General features: G+C 71.9%; 1 protein-coding gene. It reads left to right on the top strand.

Translation table 11 applies throughout. The features are described 5' to 3' along the window. Positions 1 to 25: 25 nt before the first annotated feature. Positions 26 to 19,667 (top strand): type I polyketide synthase (locus KIP79_RS48910; RefSeq protein ID WP_214104275.1); only part of this gene is annotated, 19,642 nt, incomplete at its 3' end.

The following is a 19,667-nucleotide window of genomic DNA, read 5'->3' as shown; positions in this document are numbered from 1 at the left end:
CGGAACACTTCGGAGGTCAGCCCCGATGTCGGAAGACCGGAAGCTCGTTGACTACCTCAAGTCGGTCGCCGCTGATTTGCGCGAGACCCGTCGACGGCTCCAGGAGGTCGAGTCGGGCAGGCACGATCCGATCGCGATTGTGTCGATGGCGTGCCGCTTCCCGGGTGACGTCGGCTCTCCGGAGGATTTGTGGCGTCTGGTGGCCGAGGGCGGGGACGGGATCGGTGAGTTCCCGACCTCCCGTGGCTGGGATCTCGGGGTGCTCTACAACCCGGATCGGGAGCGCCGGGGGACCAGCAGTTATGTGCGTGAGGGCGGGTTCCTGCACGAGGCCGGGGAGTTCGATCCGGGGTTCTTCGGTATTTCGCCGCGTGAGGCTTTGGCGATGGATCCCCAGCAGCGGTTGCTGCTGGAGGTGTCGTGGGAGGCGATCGAGCGGGCGGGGATCGAGCCGGGTTCGCTGAGGGGCAGCCGTACCGGTGTGTTCGCCGGTGTGATGTATCACGACTACGGCCCGAGTGTTGAATTCCCGCCGGAAGTGCGGAGCTTCGCCAGCACCGGCACCGCGGGGAGCGTCGCGACCGGCCGTATTTCGTACACGCTGGGGCTGGAAGGCCCGGCGGTGACGGTGGACACCGCGTGTTCCTCCTCCCTGGTGGCGTTGCATCTGGCGGCGCAGGCACTGCGCTCGGGCGAGTGCAGCCTGGCGCTGGCCGGTGGTGTGACCGTGATGGCCACGCCGGGCATGTTCATTGACTTCAGCGCCCAGGGCGGGCTCGCGGCCGACGGGCGGTGTAAGCCGTTCGCCGACGCGGCGGACGGCACGGGCTGGGCCGAGGGCATCGGCATGCTGGTGCTGGAGCGGCTGTCGGACGCCCGCCGCAACGGGCATCAGGTGCTGGCGGTCGTCCGTGGTTCCGCGGTGAACCAGGATGGCGCGTCCAATGGTCTGACCGCGCCGAACGGTCCTTCTCAGCAGCGGGTGATCCGGCAGGCACTGGCCGGCGCCGGGCTCACTCCCGCCAACGTGGATGTGGTCGAAGGCCACGGTACGGGTACGACGCTGGGTGACCCGATCGAGGCGCAGGCGCTGCTGGCGACGTACGGGCAGGATCGGCCGGAGGGCCGCCCGCTGCTGCTGGGGTCGATCAAGTCGAACATCGGTCACACCCAGGCCGCGGCGGGTGTCGCCGGTGTGATCAAGATGGTCATGGCCATGCGGCATGAGGTGCTGCCCAAGACGCTGCACGTCGATGCGCCGTCCTCGCATGTGGACTGGTCGACGGGCGCGGTGGAACTGCTGACCGAGCCGGTGGAGTGGCCGCGGAACGGCCGTCCGCGCCGGGCGGCTGTGTCGTCGTTCGGGATCAGCGGCACCAACGCCCACGTGATCCTGGAGGAAGGACCGGAGGTTCCGGCCGAACCGGTTGTGCAGGAGCCGGCTGCCGGTGTGGTGCCGGTGCTGGTGTCGGGCCGTACGGCAGAGGCGCTGCGGGCGCAGGCCGGACAGCTGGCCGCGCATGTGGCGGACCACCCCGAGGTGGCGCTGGCCGACACCGCGTTCTCGCTGGCTACGACGCGGTCGGCGTTCGAGCATCGCGCGGTGCTGCTGGCGAGCGACCGCGAGAGTGTGCTGGCCGGTTTGGGCGCGCTGGCTGAGGATCTGCCGGGTGCGGTGCGTGGGGTGGCCGATGCCGAGCCCCAGTTGGCGGTGCTGTTCACCGGTCAGGGCAGTCAGCGGGCAGGAATGGGCCGCGAGCTGTATGAGCGGTTCCCGGTGTTCGCCAAGGCTTTGGACGCGGTGATCGCGGAGCTGGACCCGCTGCTCGACAGGCCGCTGCGCGACGTCATGTTCGCCGAGACGGAGCTGCTGGACCAGACGGGCTGGGCGCAGCCGGCGCTGTTCGCGCTGGAGACCGCCCTGTTCCGGCTGGTCGAATCGTGGGGCGTGGTGCCGGATGTGCTGGCCGGCCATTCGATCGGGGAGATCACGGCGGCGCACGTGGCCGGGGTGCTCTCACTGAGCGATGCTTGTGCGCTGGTCGCGGGCCGGGCGCGGTTGATGCAGGCGCTGCCCGCGGGCGGGGCGATGGTCGCGGTCCAGGCCTCGGAGGAGGAGGTCATCGCGCTGCTGGCCGGGCACGCGGGCGAGGTGTCGATCGCGGCGGTGAACGGCCCGAACGCCGTGGTGATCTCCGGAGTTGAGGGCCCGGTCCTCAGCGTCGCGGCGGTCCTGGAAGAGCGTGGGGTGCGAACCAAGCGGTTGCGGGTGTCGCATGCGTTCCATTCGCCGTTGATGGACCCGATGCTGGCGGACTTCCGCGCCCTGGCCCGGACGCTGACCTACAGTCCGCCGGAAATTCCCGTGGTCTCGAACGTGACCGGCGAACTGGCCACGGACGAGCAGTTGTGCTCGCCGGACTACTGGGTGGACCAGGTCCGTGGGGCGGTCCGCTTCGCCGACGGAATCCGTACGCTGCACGCACAGGGCGTACAGGCATATCTGGAGCTGGGCCCCGACGGCGTCCTGACCGCCATGGCCGGCGAGACGCTTCCCGCCGACGCGGACGCCGTGCTCGTCCCGGTGTTGCGCAAGGACCGCGAGGAGTCGGCGGCGTCCATGATGGCGCTGGCAGAACTGCACGTGCACGGGGTGCCGGTCGACTGGCAGGTGGTGCTCCCGCAGGGTCGCCGGGTTGACCTGCCCACCTACCCGTTCCAGCACGAGTTGTACTGGCCCCGCACCCAGCGCATGGGCGACGCCCGGAACCTGGGGCTGACCGCGGCAGGGCATCCTTTGCTGGGTGCCGCCGTGGCGCTGGCCGCTTCGGACGGCGTTCTGCTGACCGGCCAGCTGTCGTTGCGGTCGCAGGCCTGGCTCGCCGATCACGTCGTGGGCGGGCGGGTGCTGTTCCCCGGCACCGCGTTCCTGGAGCTGGCCATCCGGGCCGGTGACCAGGTCGGCTGCGACCTGGTGGAGGAGCTCACCCTGGCGGCGCCGCTCGTCCTGGGCGAAACCGACACCGTGGCCGTGCAGGTGTGGGTGGGCGCGGAGGAGTCCGGCAGACGCGACCTGAGTATCCACACCCGGTCGGCCGAGGCCGCCGACGACGAGCCATGGGTACGGCACGCCGTAGGCGTCCTCGCCGCGGGCGGCCAGACCGCGGAGCGACTCGACACCGAAGTCTGGCCGCCGCAGGGCGCGTCCGCGATCGAGCTGGACGGGCTGTACGACCTGCTCGCCGAGGGCGGGATGAGTTACGGGCCGCTGTTCCAGGGCCTGCGGGCGGCCTGGCGGCGTGATGATGAGATCTTCGCCGAGGTGAGCCTGCCGAGCCGGCTCGAGTCGGACGCCGGCTCCTTCGGCGTACATCCGGCTCTGCTGGACGCGGCGTTGCACGTGGTGACCTTCGCCGGGCTGGACGATTCCGAGGGCGGCCGGTTGCCGTTCTCCTGGGGTGAGGTGTGCCTGCACGCCGGTGGCGCGTCTGCTCTGCGGGTACGGCTGGCCAGGACCGACGGCGATGCCGTCTCGCTGGCGGTGGCCGATGCGGCGGGCGAACCGGTACTTACGGCGCGGTCGCTCATTCTGCGCCCGATCACGGCGGACACCGGTGAAGGTGGCCGGAGAAGCGAGCGGGACCCCCTGTTCCGGGTGGAGTGGACGGCGTTGCCGCTGGCACCGGTGACAGAGCCCGCTCCGCTGACGGTTGACCTTCACACGTTCGACCTCGCGTCGGGGTTCGTGGACGCGGATCAGGCGCCGGGTGTTGTGGTGACCGAAGTGATCTCCGACGGCGCGGCGGTGCAGGCCACGCACGAGCTGACCGCGCGCGTTCTGACCGTGTTGCAGGGATGGCTGGCCGACGAGCGGTATCGCGATTCGCGGCTGGTGTTCGTGACGCGGGGTGCGGTGGCCGCGGGTGAGGGCGAGGCGGTTACCGATCTGGCGGCGGCTGCCGCATCCGGGTTGGTGCGGTCGGCGCAGTCGGAGAATCCGGGGCGGTTTGTCCTGGTGGATGTCGATGGGGAGCTGTCCGAGTCGGTTCTGGCCGGGGTGCTCGCCTCGGGTGAGCCGCAGGTGGCGGTGCGCGATGGTGGGGTGCGGGCGGCCCGGCTGGTACGGGTCGTGCCCGGCTCCGAGGTCGAACGGCCGTGGGATCCGGACGGCACGGTGCTGATCACCGGCGGAACCGGTGGTCTGGGCGCGCTGTTCGCGCGGCATCTGGTGGCCGAGCGCGACGTACGGCACCTGCTGCTGGTCAGCCGGAGAGGCCTGGATGCTCCGGGCGCGGTGGAGTTGCGGGCCGAGCTGATCGCGCACGGTGCCGAGGTCACGGTCGTGGCGTGTGACGTGACCGACCGGGACCAGGTGGCGGCCCTGCTGTCCGAGGTGGACGCAGAGCATCCGCTGACCGCGGTGATCCACACCGCGGGTGTGCTGGACGACGGGACCATCGCCTCGCTGACGCCGGAGCGGCTGGAGTCGGTGCTGCGGCCGAAGGTGGACGCCGCCTGGCACCTGCACGAGCTCACCGCGGATCTCGATCTGGCCGAGTTCATCGTGTTCTCGTCGGCGGCGGGCATGATCGGAGCTCCCGGCCAGGGCAACTACGCCGCGGCCAACTCCTTCCTCGACGCGCTGACCCAGCACCGCCAGGCTGCCGGACTGCCCGGGCTGTCGCTCGCCTGGGGTGCGTGGGCTCAGGACAGCGGGATGACCGGCACCTTGAGCGAGGGCGAGATGGCGAGGCTGGCCCGTGCCGGTACCCCGCCACTCTCACCGGAACAGGGCCTCGCCTTGTTCGAGTCGGCGGTCCGTTCCGGCGAACCGGTCGTGGCACCGGTCCGGCTGGATCTGCCGGCGCTGCGCACGCTGGGCGATATCCCGCCGCTGCTGCGCAAGCTGGTGCGGGGAAGGCGCCGGTCCGCCATCGGAAAGTCGGCGACGGCCAGCACGCTGCTGCAGCGGCTGGCTCGGCTGGGCGCGGCCGAGCGCGCCGAGGTCCTGGTGGACCTGGTACGGACCGAGGTGGCCATGGTGCTGGGGCACCTCTCGCCGGAGACGGTGGAGGTGCGTCGGGAGTTCCGCGAGCTGGGCTTCGACTCGCTGACCTCGGTGGACCTCCGCAACCGGCTGAACGGTACGACCGGGCTGCGGTTACCGGCCACGCTGGTGTTCGACTATCCCACGCCGATGCTGCTGGCCGAATTCCTGCTGGCCGAGCTGCTCGGCGAGCACGCCGACATGGTGGTTCCCACCGAGGCCCGGCCGGTGGCCGACGACCCGATCGCGATCGTGGGCATGGCCTGCCGCTATCCGGGCGGGGTCGCCTCTCCGGAGGATCTGTGGCGGTTGGTGACCGAGGGCGGAGACGGGATCTCGCCCTTCCCGACCACGCGCGACTGGGATCTGGGTGCCTTCTACAGCTCGGATCGGGAACGCCGGGGCACGAGCTATGTCCGCGAAGCCGGCTTCCTGCACGAGGCGGGGGAGTTCGACCCCGGGTTCTTCGGGATCTCGCCCCATGAGGCGCTGGCGATGGATCCGCAGCAGCGGTTGCTGCTGGAGGTGTCGTGGGAGGCGATCGAGCGAGCCGGGATCGAGCCGGTTTCGCTGCGCGGCAGCCGTACCGGGGTGTTCGCCGGACTGATGTATCACGACTACGCGAACAGCGTGTCGTTCCCGCCGGAAGTGATGGGGTTCGTCGGTACCGGTAGCACGGGCAGCGTCGCGACCGGCCGGGTTTCCTACACCCTGGGTCTTGAGGGCCCGGCGGTGACGGTGGACACCGCGTGTTCGTCGTCGCTGGTGGCGATGCACCTTGCGGCGCAGGCGCTGCGTGGCGGTGACTGCTCGCTGGCGCTGGCCGGTGGCGTGACCGTGATGGCCCACCCCGGGCCGTTCATCGATTTCAGCGCCCAGGGCGGGCTGGCCGCCGACGGCCGGTGCAAGTCCTACTCCGACGCGGCCGACGGGGTGAGCTGGTCCGAGGGTGTCGGCATTCTGGTGCTGGAGCGGCTGTCTGACGCTCAGCGCAACGGTCACCAGGTGCTGGCGATCGTCCGTGGCTCGGCGGTCAACCAGGACGGCGCGTCGAACGGTCTGACCGCGCCGAACGGTCCTTCGCAGCAGCGGGTGATCCGGCAGGCGCTGGCCGGTGCCGGGCTCTCGCCGTCCGAAGTGGACGCGGTCGAGGGGCACGGTACGGGTACGACGCTGGGTGACCCGATCGAGGCGCAGGCCCTGCTGGCGACCTACGGGCAGGAGCGGGACGAGGACCGTCCGCTGCTGCTGGGTTCGATCAAGTCGAACATCGGTCACACGCAGGCCGCCGCGGGCGTCGCAGGTGTGATCAAGATGGTGCTGGCCATGCGGCACGGGCTGCTGCCCAAGACGCTGCATGTCGATGCGCCGTCCTCGCACGTGGACTGGGCCTCTGGCGCGGTGGAACTGCTGACCGAGCCGGTGGAGTGGCAGAAGAACGGTCATCCGCGCCGGGCGGCTGTGTCGTCGTTCGGAATCAGCGGCACCAACGCCCACGTGATCCTGGAGCAGGGGCCACAGGTTGTGGAACCGGCGGAGCCGGGCGAGCCTGCCGGTGGTGTGGTGCCGTGGGTGCTGTCCGCGAAGACCGAGGAGTCGTTGCGTGGTCAGGCGCGTCGTCTGGCGGCGCATGTGGAGGCCGGCGATCTGGACCCGGTCGACACGGCGTTCTCGCTGGTGGTGTCGCGGTCGGTGTTCGAGCACCGTGCGGTGGTGGTCGGCGAGGATCGCGGCGAGCTGCTGGCGGGCCTGTCGGCCGTCGAGTCCGGTGAGCCGGCGGCTCGCGTGGTCGCGGGTGTGGCCGACGTCGTCGGGAAGTCGGTCTGGGTGTTCCCGGGTCAGGGAGCCCAGTGGGCGGGCATGGGTGCCGCCCTGCTTGAGGAGTCGCCGGTCTTCGCCGGTCGGATGGCCGAGTGTGCGGCGGCCCTGGAGCCGTTCGTGGACTGGTCGCTGCTGGATGTGATCCGGCAGTCCGAGGGTGCTCCGTCGCTGGATCGGGTGGATGTGGTCCAGCCGGTGTCGTTCGCGGTGATGGTCTCCTTGGCGGCGGTCTGGGAGTCGCTGGGTGTTCGCCCCGACGCCGTGGTCGGTCACTCTCAGGGTGAGATCGCGGCTGCGGTGGTCGCGGGTGGTCTGTCGTTGCAGGACGGCGCGCGGGTGGTGGCGTTGCGCAGCCGCCTGATCGCCGACCGGCTGGCTGGGCTTGGCGCGATGGCGTCGGTGGCCTTGCCGGTCGAGCAGGTCCGTGAGCGGCTGTCGTCCTGGGACGGACGGGTGTCGGTCGCGGCCATTAACGGCCCTCGCTCAGCGGTGGTGGCCGGTGAACTGCAAGCCGTCGATGAGCTGGTGGAGCGTCTGACCGAGGATGGGGTGCGGGTTCGCCGTATCGCGGTGGACTATGCCTCGCATTCGGCTCAGGTCGATCTGATCGGTGAGGAACTGGCCCAGGTCCTGGCGGAAGTGGCTCCGCGCGCGGTGCGGGTGCCGATGCTGTCGACGGTGACCGGCCAGTGGGTGGAGGGGCCGGAACTCGACGCGGGGTACTGGTGTGACAACCTGCGCAACACGGTCAACTTCGCCCCAGCGATCGGGCAGCTGCTGGAGCAGCGGTACCGGGCGTTTGTCGAGGTGAGCTCGCATCCGGTGCTGACGATCGGCATCGGGGAGTGCGTGGATGAGGCCGCAGTAGATGCGGTGATCGCCGGTACGTTGCGTCGGGACGAGGGCGGGCTGGACCGTGTCCTGGTTTCGGCGGCTGAACTGTTCGTACGCGGCGTGACGGTGGACTGGCGGGCACTGCTGCCGGGCGGCCGCCGGGTCGACCTGCCGACCTACGCCTTCAAGCACCAGTGGTACTGGCCCGCGAGGGCAGGCTCCCAGATAGGGAACGTGGCGGCGGCGGGTTTGGCGACAGCGGGTCATCCGCTGCTGGGCGCGGCGGTGGGCCTGGCCGACTCCGATGGGGTGCTGCTGACAGGCAGGTTGTCGCTGTCGTCGCATCCGTGGCTGGCCGATCACGCGGTGGCCGGCACGGTGATCTTCCCGGGTACCGGGTTGCTGGAGCTGGCGATCCGGGCCGGTGACCAGGTCGGCTGTGACCTGGTCGAGGAGCTGACCCTGACCGCTCCGCTGGTGCTGGGCGTGGACGACGCGGTTGCGGTGCAGGTGTGGGTGGGCGCCGCACAGGAGACGGGCCACCGGAGCGTGAACGTGTACGCCCGGTCGGCGGAGGCCGCCGCCGATGTGCCGTGGGTACGGCATGCCACCGGCACGCTGGCTGCCGGCACTCCCACCACGGCTGCCGCGTCGCCCGCTGCGCCGTTCGATGCGGCGGTGTGGCCCCCGCAGGGGGCGACCGCGATCGACCTGGACGGGCTGTACGAAGAGCTCTCCACGGGCGGGTTCGAATACGGCCCGGTGTTCCAGGGGCTGCGGGCGGCCTGGCGCGGTGCCGGCGGTGAGGTGTTCGCCGAGGTCGCGCTTCCCGAGCGGACGCAGTCAAGCGCCGGCGCGTTCGGGTTGCACCCGGCGTTGCTGGATGCGGCGTTGCATGCGGTGGCTTTCGCCGGGCTGGATGATTCCGAGGGCGGCAGGCTGCCGTTCTCCTGGGGCGGGGTGAGCCTCCAGGCCGCGGGCGCGGCGATGCTGCGCGTGCGGCTGGTCAGGACCGCCACCGACTCGGTCACGCTGACGGCGGTGGACGCCGCAGGAGATCCGGTGCTGTCGGCGCGGTCGCTGGTGTTGCGGCCGTTCTCGCCGGATCAGCTCGCCGCTGCGAGTGGTGGCCAGGCGACGCTGGGGGACGGGCTGTTCCGGCTGGAATGGGCCGCCCTTTCCGATGTTCCGGTGGCCGAGCCGGTGCCGGTGGCGGTGGTCGGTCTGGACACGCTGGGTCTTGCCGGGGAGTCGGTCGAGGTTCATCCGGATCTGTCGGCGTTGGCCGAGGTGGGTCCGGTTCCGGGAGTGGTGCTGGCCGGGATCGCGACCGATCCGGCCGCGGACGCGGTGGACTCGGCGCATCAGGTGGCCCGTGAGGTGCTGGGACTGTTGCAGGGCTGGCTGGCCGAGGAGCGGTTCGGCGATTCGCGTTTGGTGTTCGTGACGCGGGGCGCGGTGGCGGCCGGTGAGGGTGAGGAGATCACCGATCTGGCTGCGGCGGCGGTGTGGGGTCTGGTGCGGTCGGCGCAGTCGGAGAATCCGGGCCGGTTTGTCCTGGTGGATGTGGACGACCAGGAGTCCTCCCTGCCTGCGTTACTGGCCGCGCTCATGGCCTCGGACGAGCCGCAGGCGGCGGTGCGTGCGGGTGAGGTGCGGGTGCCGCGGCTGGCGTCGCTGGTGTCGGGGGCGGGCTTGGTGCCTCCGGCCGGTGGGGTGCCGTGGCGGCTGGGAAGCCAGGCCAAGGGCAGCCTGGACGCGCTGGAGCTGCTCCCCTTCCCGCAGGCGGCCGGGCCGTTGGAGGCCGGGCAGGTGCGCGTGGAGGTGCACGCCGCAGGAGTCAACTTCCGTGACCTGCTGGACGGACTCAACGCGCTGGGCTGGTTCCAGGACAAGGTCGGCCTGATGGGCGGCGAGGCCGCCGGCGTGGTGCTGGAGGTCGGCCCGGGGGTGGACGACCTGCGCCCGGGGGACCGGGTGGTCGGCATAACCGAGGGCGGCTTCGGCCCGGTGGTGGTCACCGGTGCCGGCGGGGTGACCAAGATCCCCGATGGAGTCTCCTTCGAGCAGGCGGCGACGTTCCCGGTGTCGTTCCTGACGTCCTATTACGGGCTGATGGATCTGGCCGGATTGCAGCCGGGCGAGTCGCTGCTGGTACACGCGGGCACCGGGGGGACCGGTATGGCCGCCATCCAGCTGGCCCAGCGCCTGGGGGTGGAGGTGTTCGCCACAGCCAGCCCGGCCAAGTGGGACGTCCTCCGCTCGCTGGGCATCCCGGACGATCACATCGCCTCCTCCCGCACCCTGGAGTTCGAGGAGAAGTTCAGCGGGCGGGAGATCGATGTCGTCCTCAACTCGCTCACCGGCGACTTCATCGACGCCTCCGCGCGACTGCTGCGCCCAGGCGGCCGGTTCATCGAGATGGGCAAGCTGGACATCCGAGACCAAGAGCAGTTCCCTGGGCTGACGTACCACTGGTTCGACATCCTGGATGCCGGACCCGAGCGGCTGCGCCAGATCCTGGCCGAGCTCATGGAACTCTTCGCGGCTGGTGAATTGCGGCCGCTACCGGTCACGGCGTGGGATGTGCGGCGGGGCCGCGAGGCGTTCCGGTTCATGAGCCAGGCCCGCCACACCGGAAAGATCGTTCTGACGATGCCCCGTCGTTGGAACCCGGAAGGCACCGTGCTGATCACCGGTGGTACGGGCGGTCTGGGCGCCCTGTTCGCGCGGCATCTGGTGACCGAGCACGACGTACGGCACCTGCTGCTGGTCAGCCGAAGGGGCCTGGATGCGGCCGGCGCACGTGAGCTGGAGCAGGAACTGGCCGCGCGGGGCGCGCACGTGACCATCGCCGCCTGCGACATGGCCGACCGGGATGCGGTGGCCGGCTTGCTGGCCGGGATCGACACCGAGCATCCGCTGACCGCGGTGATCCACGCGGCCGGAATCCTCGATGACGGAACCATCGCCTCACTGACACCTGAGCGGCTGGAGTCGGTGCTGCGGCCGAAGGTGGACGCCGCCTGGCACCTGCACGAGCTCACCCAGGGCCTAGACCTGGCCGGGTTCGTGGTGTTCTCCTCGCTGGCCGGGCTGCTGGGCGGCGGCGGTCAGGGCAACTACGCGGCGGCCAACGCCTGGCTGGACGCGCTGATGGCCCACCGCCAGGCGCAGGGGCTGCCGGGCCTGTCACTTCCCTGGGGATTGTGGGCACAGGCCACCGGGATGACCGGGGGCATGACGCAGGCCGACGTACAGCGGATGACCGCCGCCGGACTGCCGCCCATCACCACCGAGCACGGACTGGCCCTGTTCGACACGGCCATCGGCTCGGATTCACCGCTCGTGGTCCCCGTACGGCTGAACATGCCGGCGATACCCGCTCATCTGGTGCCGCCGCTGCTGCGCGGGCTCGTGCGGAGCACCCGCCGTACGGCGGCGTCGGCGCCCGCCGCCGGAGAAGGGGTGCTGCTGCGGCAGCTGGCCGGTCTGGCGCAGGCCGACCGCGTCCGGTTCGTCGTCGATCTGGTCCGGGCGCAGGCCGCCGCCGTCCTCGGGCATCCTTCGCTGGAGGCGGTGCAGGGGCGCCGTGAGTTCCGCGAGCTGGGCTTCGACTCGCTGACCGCGATCGAGCTGCGCAACCGGCTCAACGCCGCCACCGGCCTGCGCCTGCCCTCCACGGCCGTCTTCGACTACCCCACCCCCACCGTGCTCGGCGAGTACCTGTTGAGCGAGGTGCTCGGCGCGCACGGCGACGCCATGCTGCCAGTGGCCACGGCCTCGACGACGGACGACCCCATCGTCGTCGTCTCGATGGCCTGCCGCTTCCCTGGCGGGGTGAACTCTCCGGACGATCTGTGGCGGCTGGTCGCGGAGGGCCAGGATGCCATCACCCCGATCCCGACCGACCGTGGCTGGCAGAGCCACGGCGACCTGAAGGGCGGGTTCGTCTTCGACGCGCCCGAGTTCGACGCGGAGTTCTTCCGGATCTCGCCGCGTGAGGCGCTGGCGATGGATCCGCAGCAGCGCCTGCTGCTGGAGACGTCCTGGGAGGTCTTCGAGCAGGCGGGCATCGATCCGGACTCGTTGCGGGGCAGCGACACCGGCGTCTTCATCGGTTCCGTCGGCTCGGGTTACCTGCCGGGGGAGGAGTCCCGCGGCCACATCATGACCGGCATGCTGGCCAGTGTGGCCTCCGGCCGGATCTCCTACACCTTCGGTCTTGAGGGCCCGGCGGTGACGGTGGACACCGCCTGCTCGTCGTCGCTGGTGACCATCCACATGGCGGCCCAGGCTCTGCGGAACGGGGAATGCTCGCTCGCGGTGGCGGGCGGCGTCACGGTCATCTCGACTCTCGCGGGGTACGGCGAGCTCGGAGAGCAGGGCGGGCTGGCGCCGGACGCCCGGTGCAAGGCGTTCTCCGACTCGGCGGACGGCATCGGCTGGTCCGAGGGCGTCGGCCTGGTGATGCTGGAGCGGTTGTCGGATGCTCAGCGCAACGGGCATCAGGTGCTGGCGATCGTGCGTGGGTCGGCGATCAACCAGGACGGTGCGTCCAACGGCCTGACGGCGCCGAACGGCCCGTCCCAGCGCCGGGTGATCCGGAAGGCGCTGGCCGTCGCGGGTCTGTCGCCGTCCGAGGTGGACGCGGTCGAGGCACACGGCACGGGTACGGTGCTGGGTGACCCGATCGAGGCGCAGGCCCTGCTGGCCACCTATGGTCAGGATCGCGATCGGCCGCTCCTGCTGGGGTCGATCAAGTCGAACATCGGCCACACCCAGGCCGCCGCCGGTGTCGCCGGTGTGATCAAGATGGTCATGGCCATGCGCCACGGCGTGCTGCCCAAGACGCTGCACGTGGACGCGCTGTCCTCGCACGTGGACTGGGACTCCGGCGCGATCGAAGTGCTGACCGATCAGCGGGAGTGGCCGCAGACCGACCACCCGCGCAGGGCCGCCGTGTCGTCGTTCGGCATCAGCGGCACCAACGCCCACATGATCCTTGAGCAGGGGCCGGCGGAGGTCGCCGAACCGGCGGTCGCCGAGCCTGCCGGGGTGGTGCCCTGGGTGATCTCGGGCCGTACGGGTGAGGCATTGTCGGCGCAGGCGCGTCGTCTGCGCGCCCACCTCGACGTACACAGTGATCTGGACCCGGCCTTCTCGCTGGTGGTGTCGCGGTCGGTGTTCGAGCACCGTGCCGTGGTGGTCGGCCGTGACCGCGAGGAACTGCTGGCGGGCCTGTCCGCGGTCGAGGCCGGTGAATCGGCCGCTCGCGTGGTCGCGGGTGTGGCCGACGTCGATGGGAAGTCGGTCTGGGTGTTCCCGGGCCAGGGAGCCCAGTGGGCGGGCATGGGCAGGCAGCTCCTTGAGGAGTCGCCGGTCTTCGCGGGCCGGATGGCCGAGTGCGCGGCTGCGCTGGAGCCGTTCGTGGACTGGTCACTGCTGGATGTGATCCGCCAGACCGAGGGTGCTCCGTCGCTGGATGGGGCCGATGTGGTCCAGCCGGTGTCGTTCGCGGTGATGGTGTCGCTGGCCGCGGTGTGGGAGTCGCTGGGGGTCCGCCCCGACGCCGTGGTCGGCCACTCTCAGGGCGAGATCGCCGCCGCGGTGGTCGCGGGTGGTCTGTCGCTGCAGGACGGCGCCCGCGTGGTGGCGCTGCGCAGCCGCCTGATCGCCGACCGGCTGGGCGGGCGCGGGGTGATGCTGTCGGTGATGGCTCCGGCGGAGCAGGTTCGCGAGGCCCTGGCCGCCGCTGATCTGCTGGACCGGATCTCGATCGCGGCGGTCAACGGGCCCCGGGTGGTGACCGTGGCCGGTGACCCGGAGGCCATGCGGGTGCTGGAGCGCCGCCTGTCGGCCGACGGGGTGATGCGCTGGCAGCTGGCCGGAGCCGACTTCGCAGCGCACTCGCCGCAGGTCGACGCACTCCGGGACGAACTGCTGGCGGACCTGGCGGAAGTGTCGCCCCGTACCGCGCGGATCCCGATGCTGTCGACGGCGACCGGCCAGTGGCTGGACGGCACCGAACTGGACACCGGCTACTGGTACGAGAACGTGCGCCGGACCGTGGAGTTCGCGCCGGCGATCGAGCGGCTGCTGGAGGAGCGGTACCGGGCGTTCCTCGAGGTCGGCCCGCATCCGTTGCTGACGCTGGGGATCGAGCAGGCGGTGGACCAGGCGGGCGTGACCGCGGTGGTCGCCGGGACCCTGCGCCGTGACGAGGACGGGATGGACCGGGTCCTGGTCTCGGCGGCCGAGCTGTTCGTCCGCGGGGTGGCGGTGGACTGGCTGCCGGTGCTGTCCGGCGGACGCCGGATCGACCTGCCCACCTACGCCTTCCAGCACCACAGGTTCTGGCCGAGCGGGATGCGGATCGCCGATGCCCGAGGGCTCGGCCTCGCCGCGGCGGGGCATCCGCTGCTGGGCGCCGCCGTCGGGCTCGCCGACTCCGATGGCGCGCTGCTCACCGGCCTGATGTCGGTACGCACGCACCCGTGGCTGGCCGATCACGCGGTGGCCGGCACGGCCCTGTTCGCCGGCACCGGGTTCCTCGAACTGGCGATCCGGGCCGGTGACCAGGTCGGCTGCGACCGGGTGGAAGAGCTCACCCTGGCCGCCCCGCTGGTGCTCGGCCTGGACGACGCAGTCGCCGTCCAGGTGGTGGTGAGCGCATCCGACGAAACAGGCCGCAGGAACCTGGCCATCTACGCCCGCCCGGCCGACGCGCCGGACCGGCCCTGGGTGCGGCACGCGGCCGGCGTGCTGGCGGTCGGCGCGCGTACGGCGCGGTTCGACACGAGCGTGTGGCCGCCCGCGGGCGCGGCGCCGATCGCACTGGACGGGCTGTACGACGACCTGGCCGAGGGCGGCGTGAGCTACGGGCCGACCTTCAAGGGACTGCGGGCGGCCTGGCAGCGTGACGGGGAGATCTTCGCCGAGGTCGCGGTGCCCGAGGAGGTCGGCGACGCCGGCTCGTTCGGCCTGCATCCCGCCCTGCTCGACGCGGCGTTGCAGCCCGCCTCGTTCATGGACCTGGTGGAGCCGGGCCAGGGGCGGCTGCTGTTCTCCTGGGCCGGCGTGTGCCTGCACGCGGGCGGGGCGTCGGCGCTGCGGGTCCGGCTGGTCAGGACCGGAGGCGGTTCGGTGTCGCTGGCGGCGGTGGACGCCGAGGGCGCGCCGGTGCTGACGGCGGAGTCGCTGGTGTTCCGCCCGGTGTCCGCCGACCAGATGCTCCTGTCCGGTGCGCAAGGGCTGGAGCGGGACGCGCTGTTCACGCTGGAGTGGACGGTCGCGCCGACGGTCGTCTCCCCGACGGACGCGATGGCCGGGCTGGACTGCGTCGAGCTGGACTGGTCCGAACTGAACCGGTCCGGACTGGACGATCTGCGCTGGGCCGGGTCCGGCCTCGCCTCGCCGGACCGGGTGCCGGACGTCGTGGCCGTCGAGATCGCCTCGCCCACGGCGGCGGTCGGCGCCGCGGCGGCACAGGAGGTGACCGGCCGGGTCCTGGAACTCCTGCGGCAGTGGCTGGCGGATGAGCGGTTCACCGAATCCAGACTGGTGCTGGTCACCAGGGGCGCGGTCGCCGGCACGGAGGACGAGGCGGTCACGGATCCGGCGGCGGCGGCCGTCTGGGGCCTGGTCCGCGTCGCGCAGGGCGAGAACCCCGACCGCTTCCTGCTGGTCGATGTGGACGAGCGGGAGACCGCGCTGTCGGCGCTGCCCGAGGCGCTGGCCTGCGGCGAGCCCCAGGTGGCGATTCGCGGCCACGTGGCCCGCGTGCCCCGGCTGGTCCGCCTGACGCCAGGGGGAGGCGCCACGCCGCGGCTGGATCTCGACGGCACCGTCCTGATCACGGGTGGCACCGGCGGCCTGGGCAGCCACCTGGCCCGGCATCTCGTGGCCGAGCACGGGGTCCGGCACCTGCTGCTGGCCGGCCGCAGGGGCACGGACGCCCCAGGCGCGGTGGAACTGGCGGCCGAGCTGATCGCCCACGGCGCCGAGGTCACCATCGCCGCCTGCGACCTGGCCGATCGGGATCAGGTGGCGGAACTGCTCGCCGGCGTGCCCGCGGGGCACCCGCTCACCGCGGTCGTGCACACCGCGGGCGTACGCGACGACGGCATGATCCCGTCGCTGGACGAGCGCCGGCTGGCCACCGTGTTCGGGCCCAAGGCCGATGGCGCCTGGCACCTCCACGAGCTGACGCGGGACCTCGACCTGGCCGCCTTCGTCATGTACTCCTCGATGGCCGGGCTGGTCGGCGGCCCGGGCCTGGGCGCCTACGCGGCGGCCAACGCCTACCTGGACGCGCTGGCTCAGCACCGCCAGGCCCAAGGCCTGCCGGGCCTGTCCCTGGTGTGGGGTCCATGGGCGGCGGACGCCGGCATGGCCGGCGAGCTCAGCGAGACCGACCTCCGCCGGCTGTCGGCCGCGGGGTTCCACCTGTTCTCCTTCGCCGAGGGCTTGGCGCTCTTCGACGCGGCCCTGGGCTGCGACACGCCGGTGGTCGCGCCGGCCCGGCTCAACCTGCCGGCGTTGCAGGCGCTCGGTGAGGTCCCGCCACTGCTCCGCGCGCTGGTACGGAGCACCCGCCGTACGGCGGCGGCCCCGGTGTCGGGCGCCGACCAGGCGTTGCTGCGGCAACTGGCCGGGCTGGCCCACGCCGACCGGAGCCGCCTGGTGATCGAACTGGTCCGGGCCCAGGCGGCCACGGTGCTCGGGCACACCTCGCCGCAGATGGTGGAGGTGCGCCGGGAGTTCCGCGAACTGGGCTTCGACTCGCTCACCGCGGTGGAACTGCGCAACAGGCTGAACGCCGCCACCGGGCTGCGGCTGCCCGCCACCCTGGTGTTCGACTACCCGACCCCCGTGGTGCTGGCGGAGTTCCTGCTGGCCGAGCTGCTGGGTGAGCACGGCGATGTCATCGCCGCGACGCCGATCGCGTCGGTGGCCGACGATCCGATCGTGATCGTGGGCATGGCCTGCCGCTACCCCGGCGGGGTGCACTCTCCGGAGGATCTGTGGCAGCTCGTCACCGAGGGGCGCGACGCCGTCTCCTCGCTGCCGGTCGACCGGGGCTGGCAGGTGACCGGCGAGCTGGACTTCCAGGGCGGGTTCATGCCCGACGTCGCGGAGTTCGACGCCGGGTTCTTCGGGATCTCGCCGCGTGAGGCGCTCGCCATGGACCCGCAGCAGCGGGTGCTGCTGGAGACCACCTGGGAGGCGGTCGAGCGCGCCGGGATCGACCCGCTGTCGCTGCGCGGCAGCTCTACCGGTGTGTACGTCGGCGCCGGCGGTTCCGGCTACATCCCGTCAGAGGAGGCCCGCGGCTTCATGGTGGTGGGCCAGTCCGGGAGCGTGCTCTCGGGCCGGCTGTCCTACACCTTGGGGCTTGAGGGCCCGGCGGTGACCGTGGACACCGCGTGCTCGTCCTCCCTGGTGGCCATGCACCTGGCGGCGCAGGCGCTGCGCTCGGGTGAGTGCTCGCTGGCGCTGGCGGGCGGTGTGACCGTGGTGGCCACGCCGATGGGGATCATGGAGTTCAGCGCCCAGGGCGGGCTGGCCGCCGATGGGCGGTGCAAGTCCTACTCGGACGCCGCCGACGGCACCAGCTGGGCCGAAGGCGTGGGCTTGGTGGTGCTGGAGCGGCTGTCGGACGCGCGGCGCAACGGGCATCAGGTGCTGGCCGTCATGCGCGGGTCCGCGGTCAACCAGGACGGCGCGTCCAACGGTCTGACCGCGCCGAACGGTCCCTCGCAGCAGCGGGTGATCCGCCAGGCGCTGGCCGGCGCGGGGCTGGCTCCCGCCGATGTGGACGTGGTGGAGGGCCACGGTACGGGCACGGCGCTGGGTGACCCGATCGAGGCGCAGGCGCTGCTGGCGACCTACGGGCAGGGGCGGCCGGAGGACCGTCCGCTGCTGCTGGGGTCGATCAAGTCGAACATCGGTCACACCCAGGCCGCGGCGGGTGTCGCCGGTGTGATCAAGATGGTCATGGCCATGCGGCACGGGATGCTGCCCAAGACGCTGCACGTGGGCGAGCCGTCCTCGCACGTGGACTGGGCCTCCGGTGCGGTGGAGCTGCTGACCGAGCCGGCCGAGTGGCCGGAGACCGGTCACCCGCGCCGCGCGGCGGTGTCGTCCTTCGGGATCAGCGGCACCAACGCACACGTGATCATCGAGCGGGTCGAAGCACCGGACGCCGAGGACCAGGAATCCGAGGGCGCTCCGCCCGCGTCGGACGGAGCCGTGCCGGTCCTGGTTTCCGGCCGGTCGGCGGAGGCGTTGCGCGCACAGGCCGGGCGGCTGGCGTCGTACCTGGACGGTGAGCCTGATCTGCGGCTCGGCGATGTGGCGTTCTCGCAGGCCACCACGCGCTCGGCGTTCGAGTACCGGGCGGCCGTGGTGACCGCCGACCTCGCGGGCGCGGTCGCCGGCCTGCGGGCACTGGCCGAAGACCGCCCGAGCGCGGGTGTGCTGCACGGGCTGGCCGCGGCCGAGCCGAAGCCGGCGGTGTTGTTCACCGGTCAGGGGAGCCAGCGGGCGGGCATGGGCCGGGAGCTGTACGACCGGTTCCCGGTGTTCGCCGAGGCTTTGGACGCGGTGATCGCGGAGCTGGACCCGCTGCTCGATGGGTCGTTGCGGGAGGTGCTGTTCGCCGAGCCGGGTACGGCCGAGGCGGAGGCGCTGGATCAGACCGGGTGGGCGCAGCCGGCGCTGTTCGCGGTGGAGACCGCGCTGTTCCGGCTGGTCGAGTCGTGGGGTGTGCGGCCGGAGGTGCTGGCCGGGCACTCGATCGGAGAGATCACCGCGGCGCATGTGGCCGGGGTGCTGTCGCTCCGGGACGCGTCCGCTCTGGTCGCGGCCCGGGCACGGCTGATGCAGGCGCTTCCCGCCGGTGGGGCGATGGTGGCGGTGCAGACCTCCGAGGAGGAGGTCGCCGGCCTGCTGGCCGATCGTGCGAACGAGGTGGCGATCGCCGCCGTCAACGGTCCGGCCGCGGTGGTGATCTCCGGGGCTGAGCAGGCCGTACTCGAACTCGCGGACACGCTGGCGGAGCGGGGGCACAAGACCCGGCGGCTGCGGGTGTCGCACGCGTTCCACTCGCCGTTGATGGACCCGATGCTGGCGGACTTCCGCGCCCTGGCCGGGACGCTGACCTACAACCCCCCACGCATCCCGATCGTGTCCACCCTGACCGGAGAGCAGGCCACGGCCGAGCAGCTGTGCTCACCCGGCTACTGGGTGGAGCAGGTACGGAACGCGGTGCGCTTCGCCGACGCCGTACGGGTGCTGCACCGGGAGGGAGTGACCGCCTACCTGGAGCTCGGGCCGGACGGCGTACTGACCGCGATGGCCAAGGACATCCTGGCCGAACCCATCGCTTCCGACTCACCGGCCCACCTCTCCGACGCCGATCCGGTACTGGCGCCGGTCCTGCGCAAGGATCGGGACGAGCAGACCGCGATCACAGCGGCTCTGGCCCAGCTGCACGTGGGCGGGGTGCCGGTGGACTGGCAGGCGGTGCTCCGGGGCGGGCGCCGGATCGACATGCCGACGTACGCGTTCCAGCGGCAGCATTTCTGGTCCGACGGCAGCGCCACCCAGCAGGGAAACGTGGCGGCCGCGGGGCTGGCCGCCGCCGGGCACCCGCTGCTGAGCGCGGCGGTCGGGTTGGCCGACTCGGCGGGAGTGCTGCTGACCGGGCGGTTGTCGCTGCGGTCGCATCCGTGGCTGGCCGACCACGCGGTCGCCGGCACGGTCATCTTCCCGGGCACCGGGTTCCTCGAACTGGCGATCAGGGCGGGTGACCAGGTCGGCTGCGACCTGGTCGAGGAGCTGACCCTGACCACGCCCCTGGTGCTCGGCGAGCGGGACGCCGTCGCGGTGCAGGTGTGGGTGGCCTCGGCGGCCGAGTCCGGCCGCCGCAACCTGAGCATCTACGCCCGTCCGGCCGAAG

The sequence above is a fragment of the Acrocarpospora catenulata genome (assembly GCF_018476525.1).
Classification (GTDB): Bacteria; Actinomycetota; Actinomycetes; order Streptosporangiales; family Streptosporangiaceae; genus Acrocarpospora; species Acrocarpospora catenulata.
Note: the sequence above shows the minus strand (reverse complement) of the source record. Positions and strands in the feature narration are given on the sequence as shown.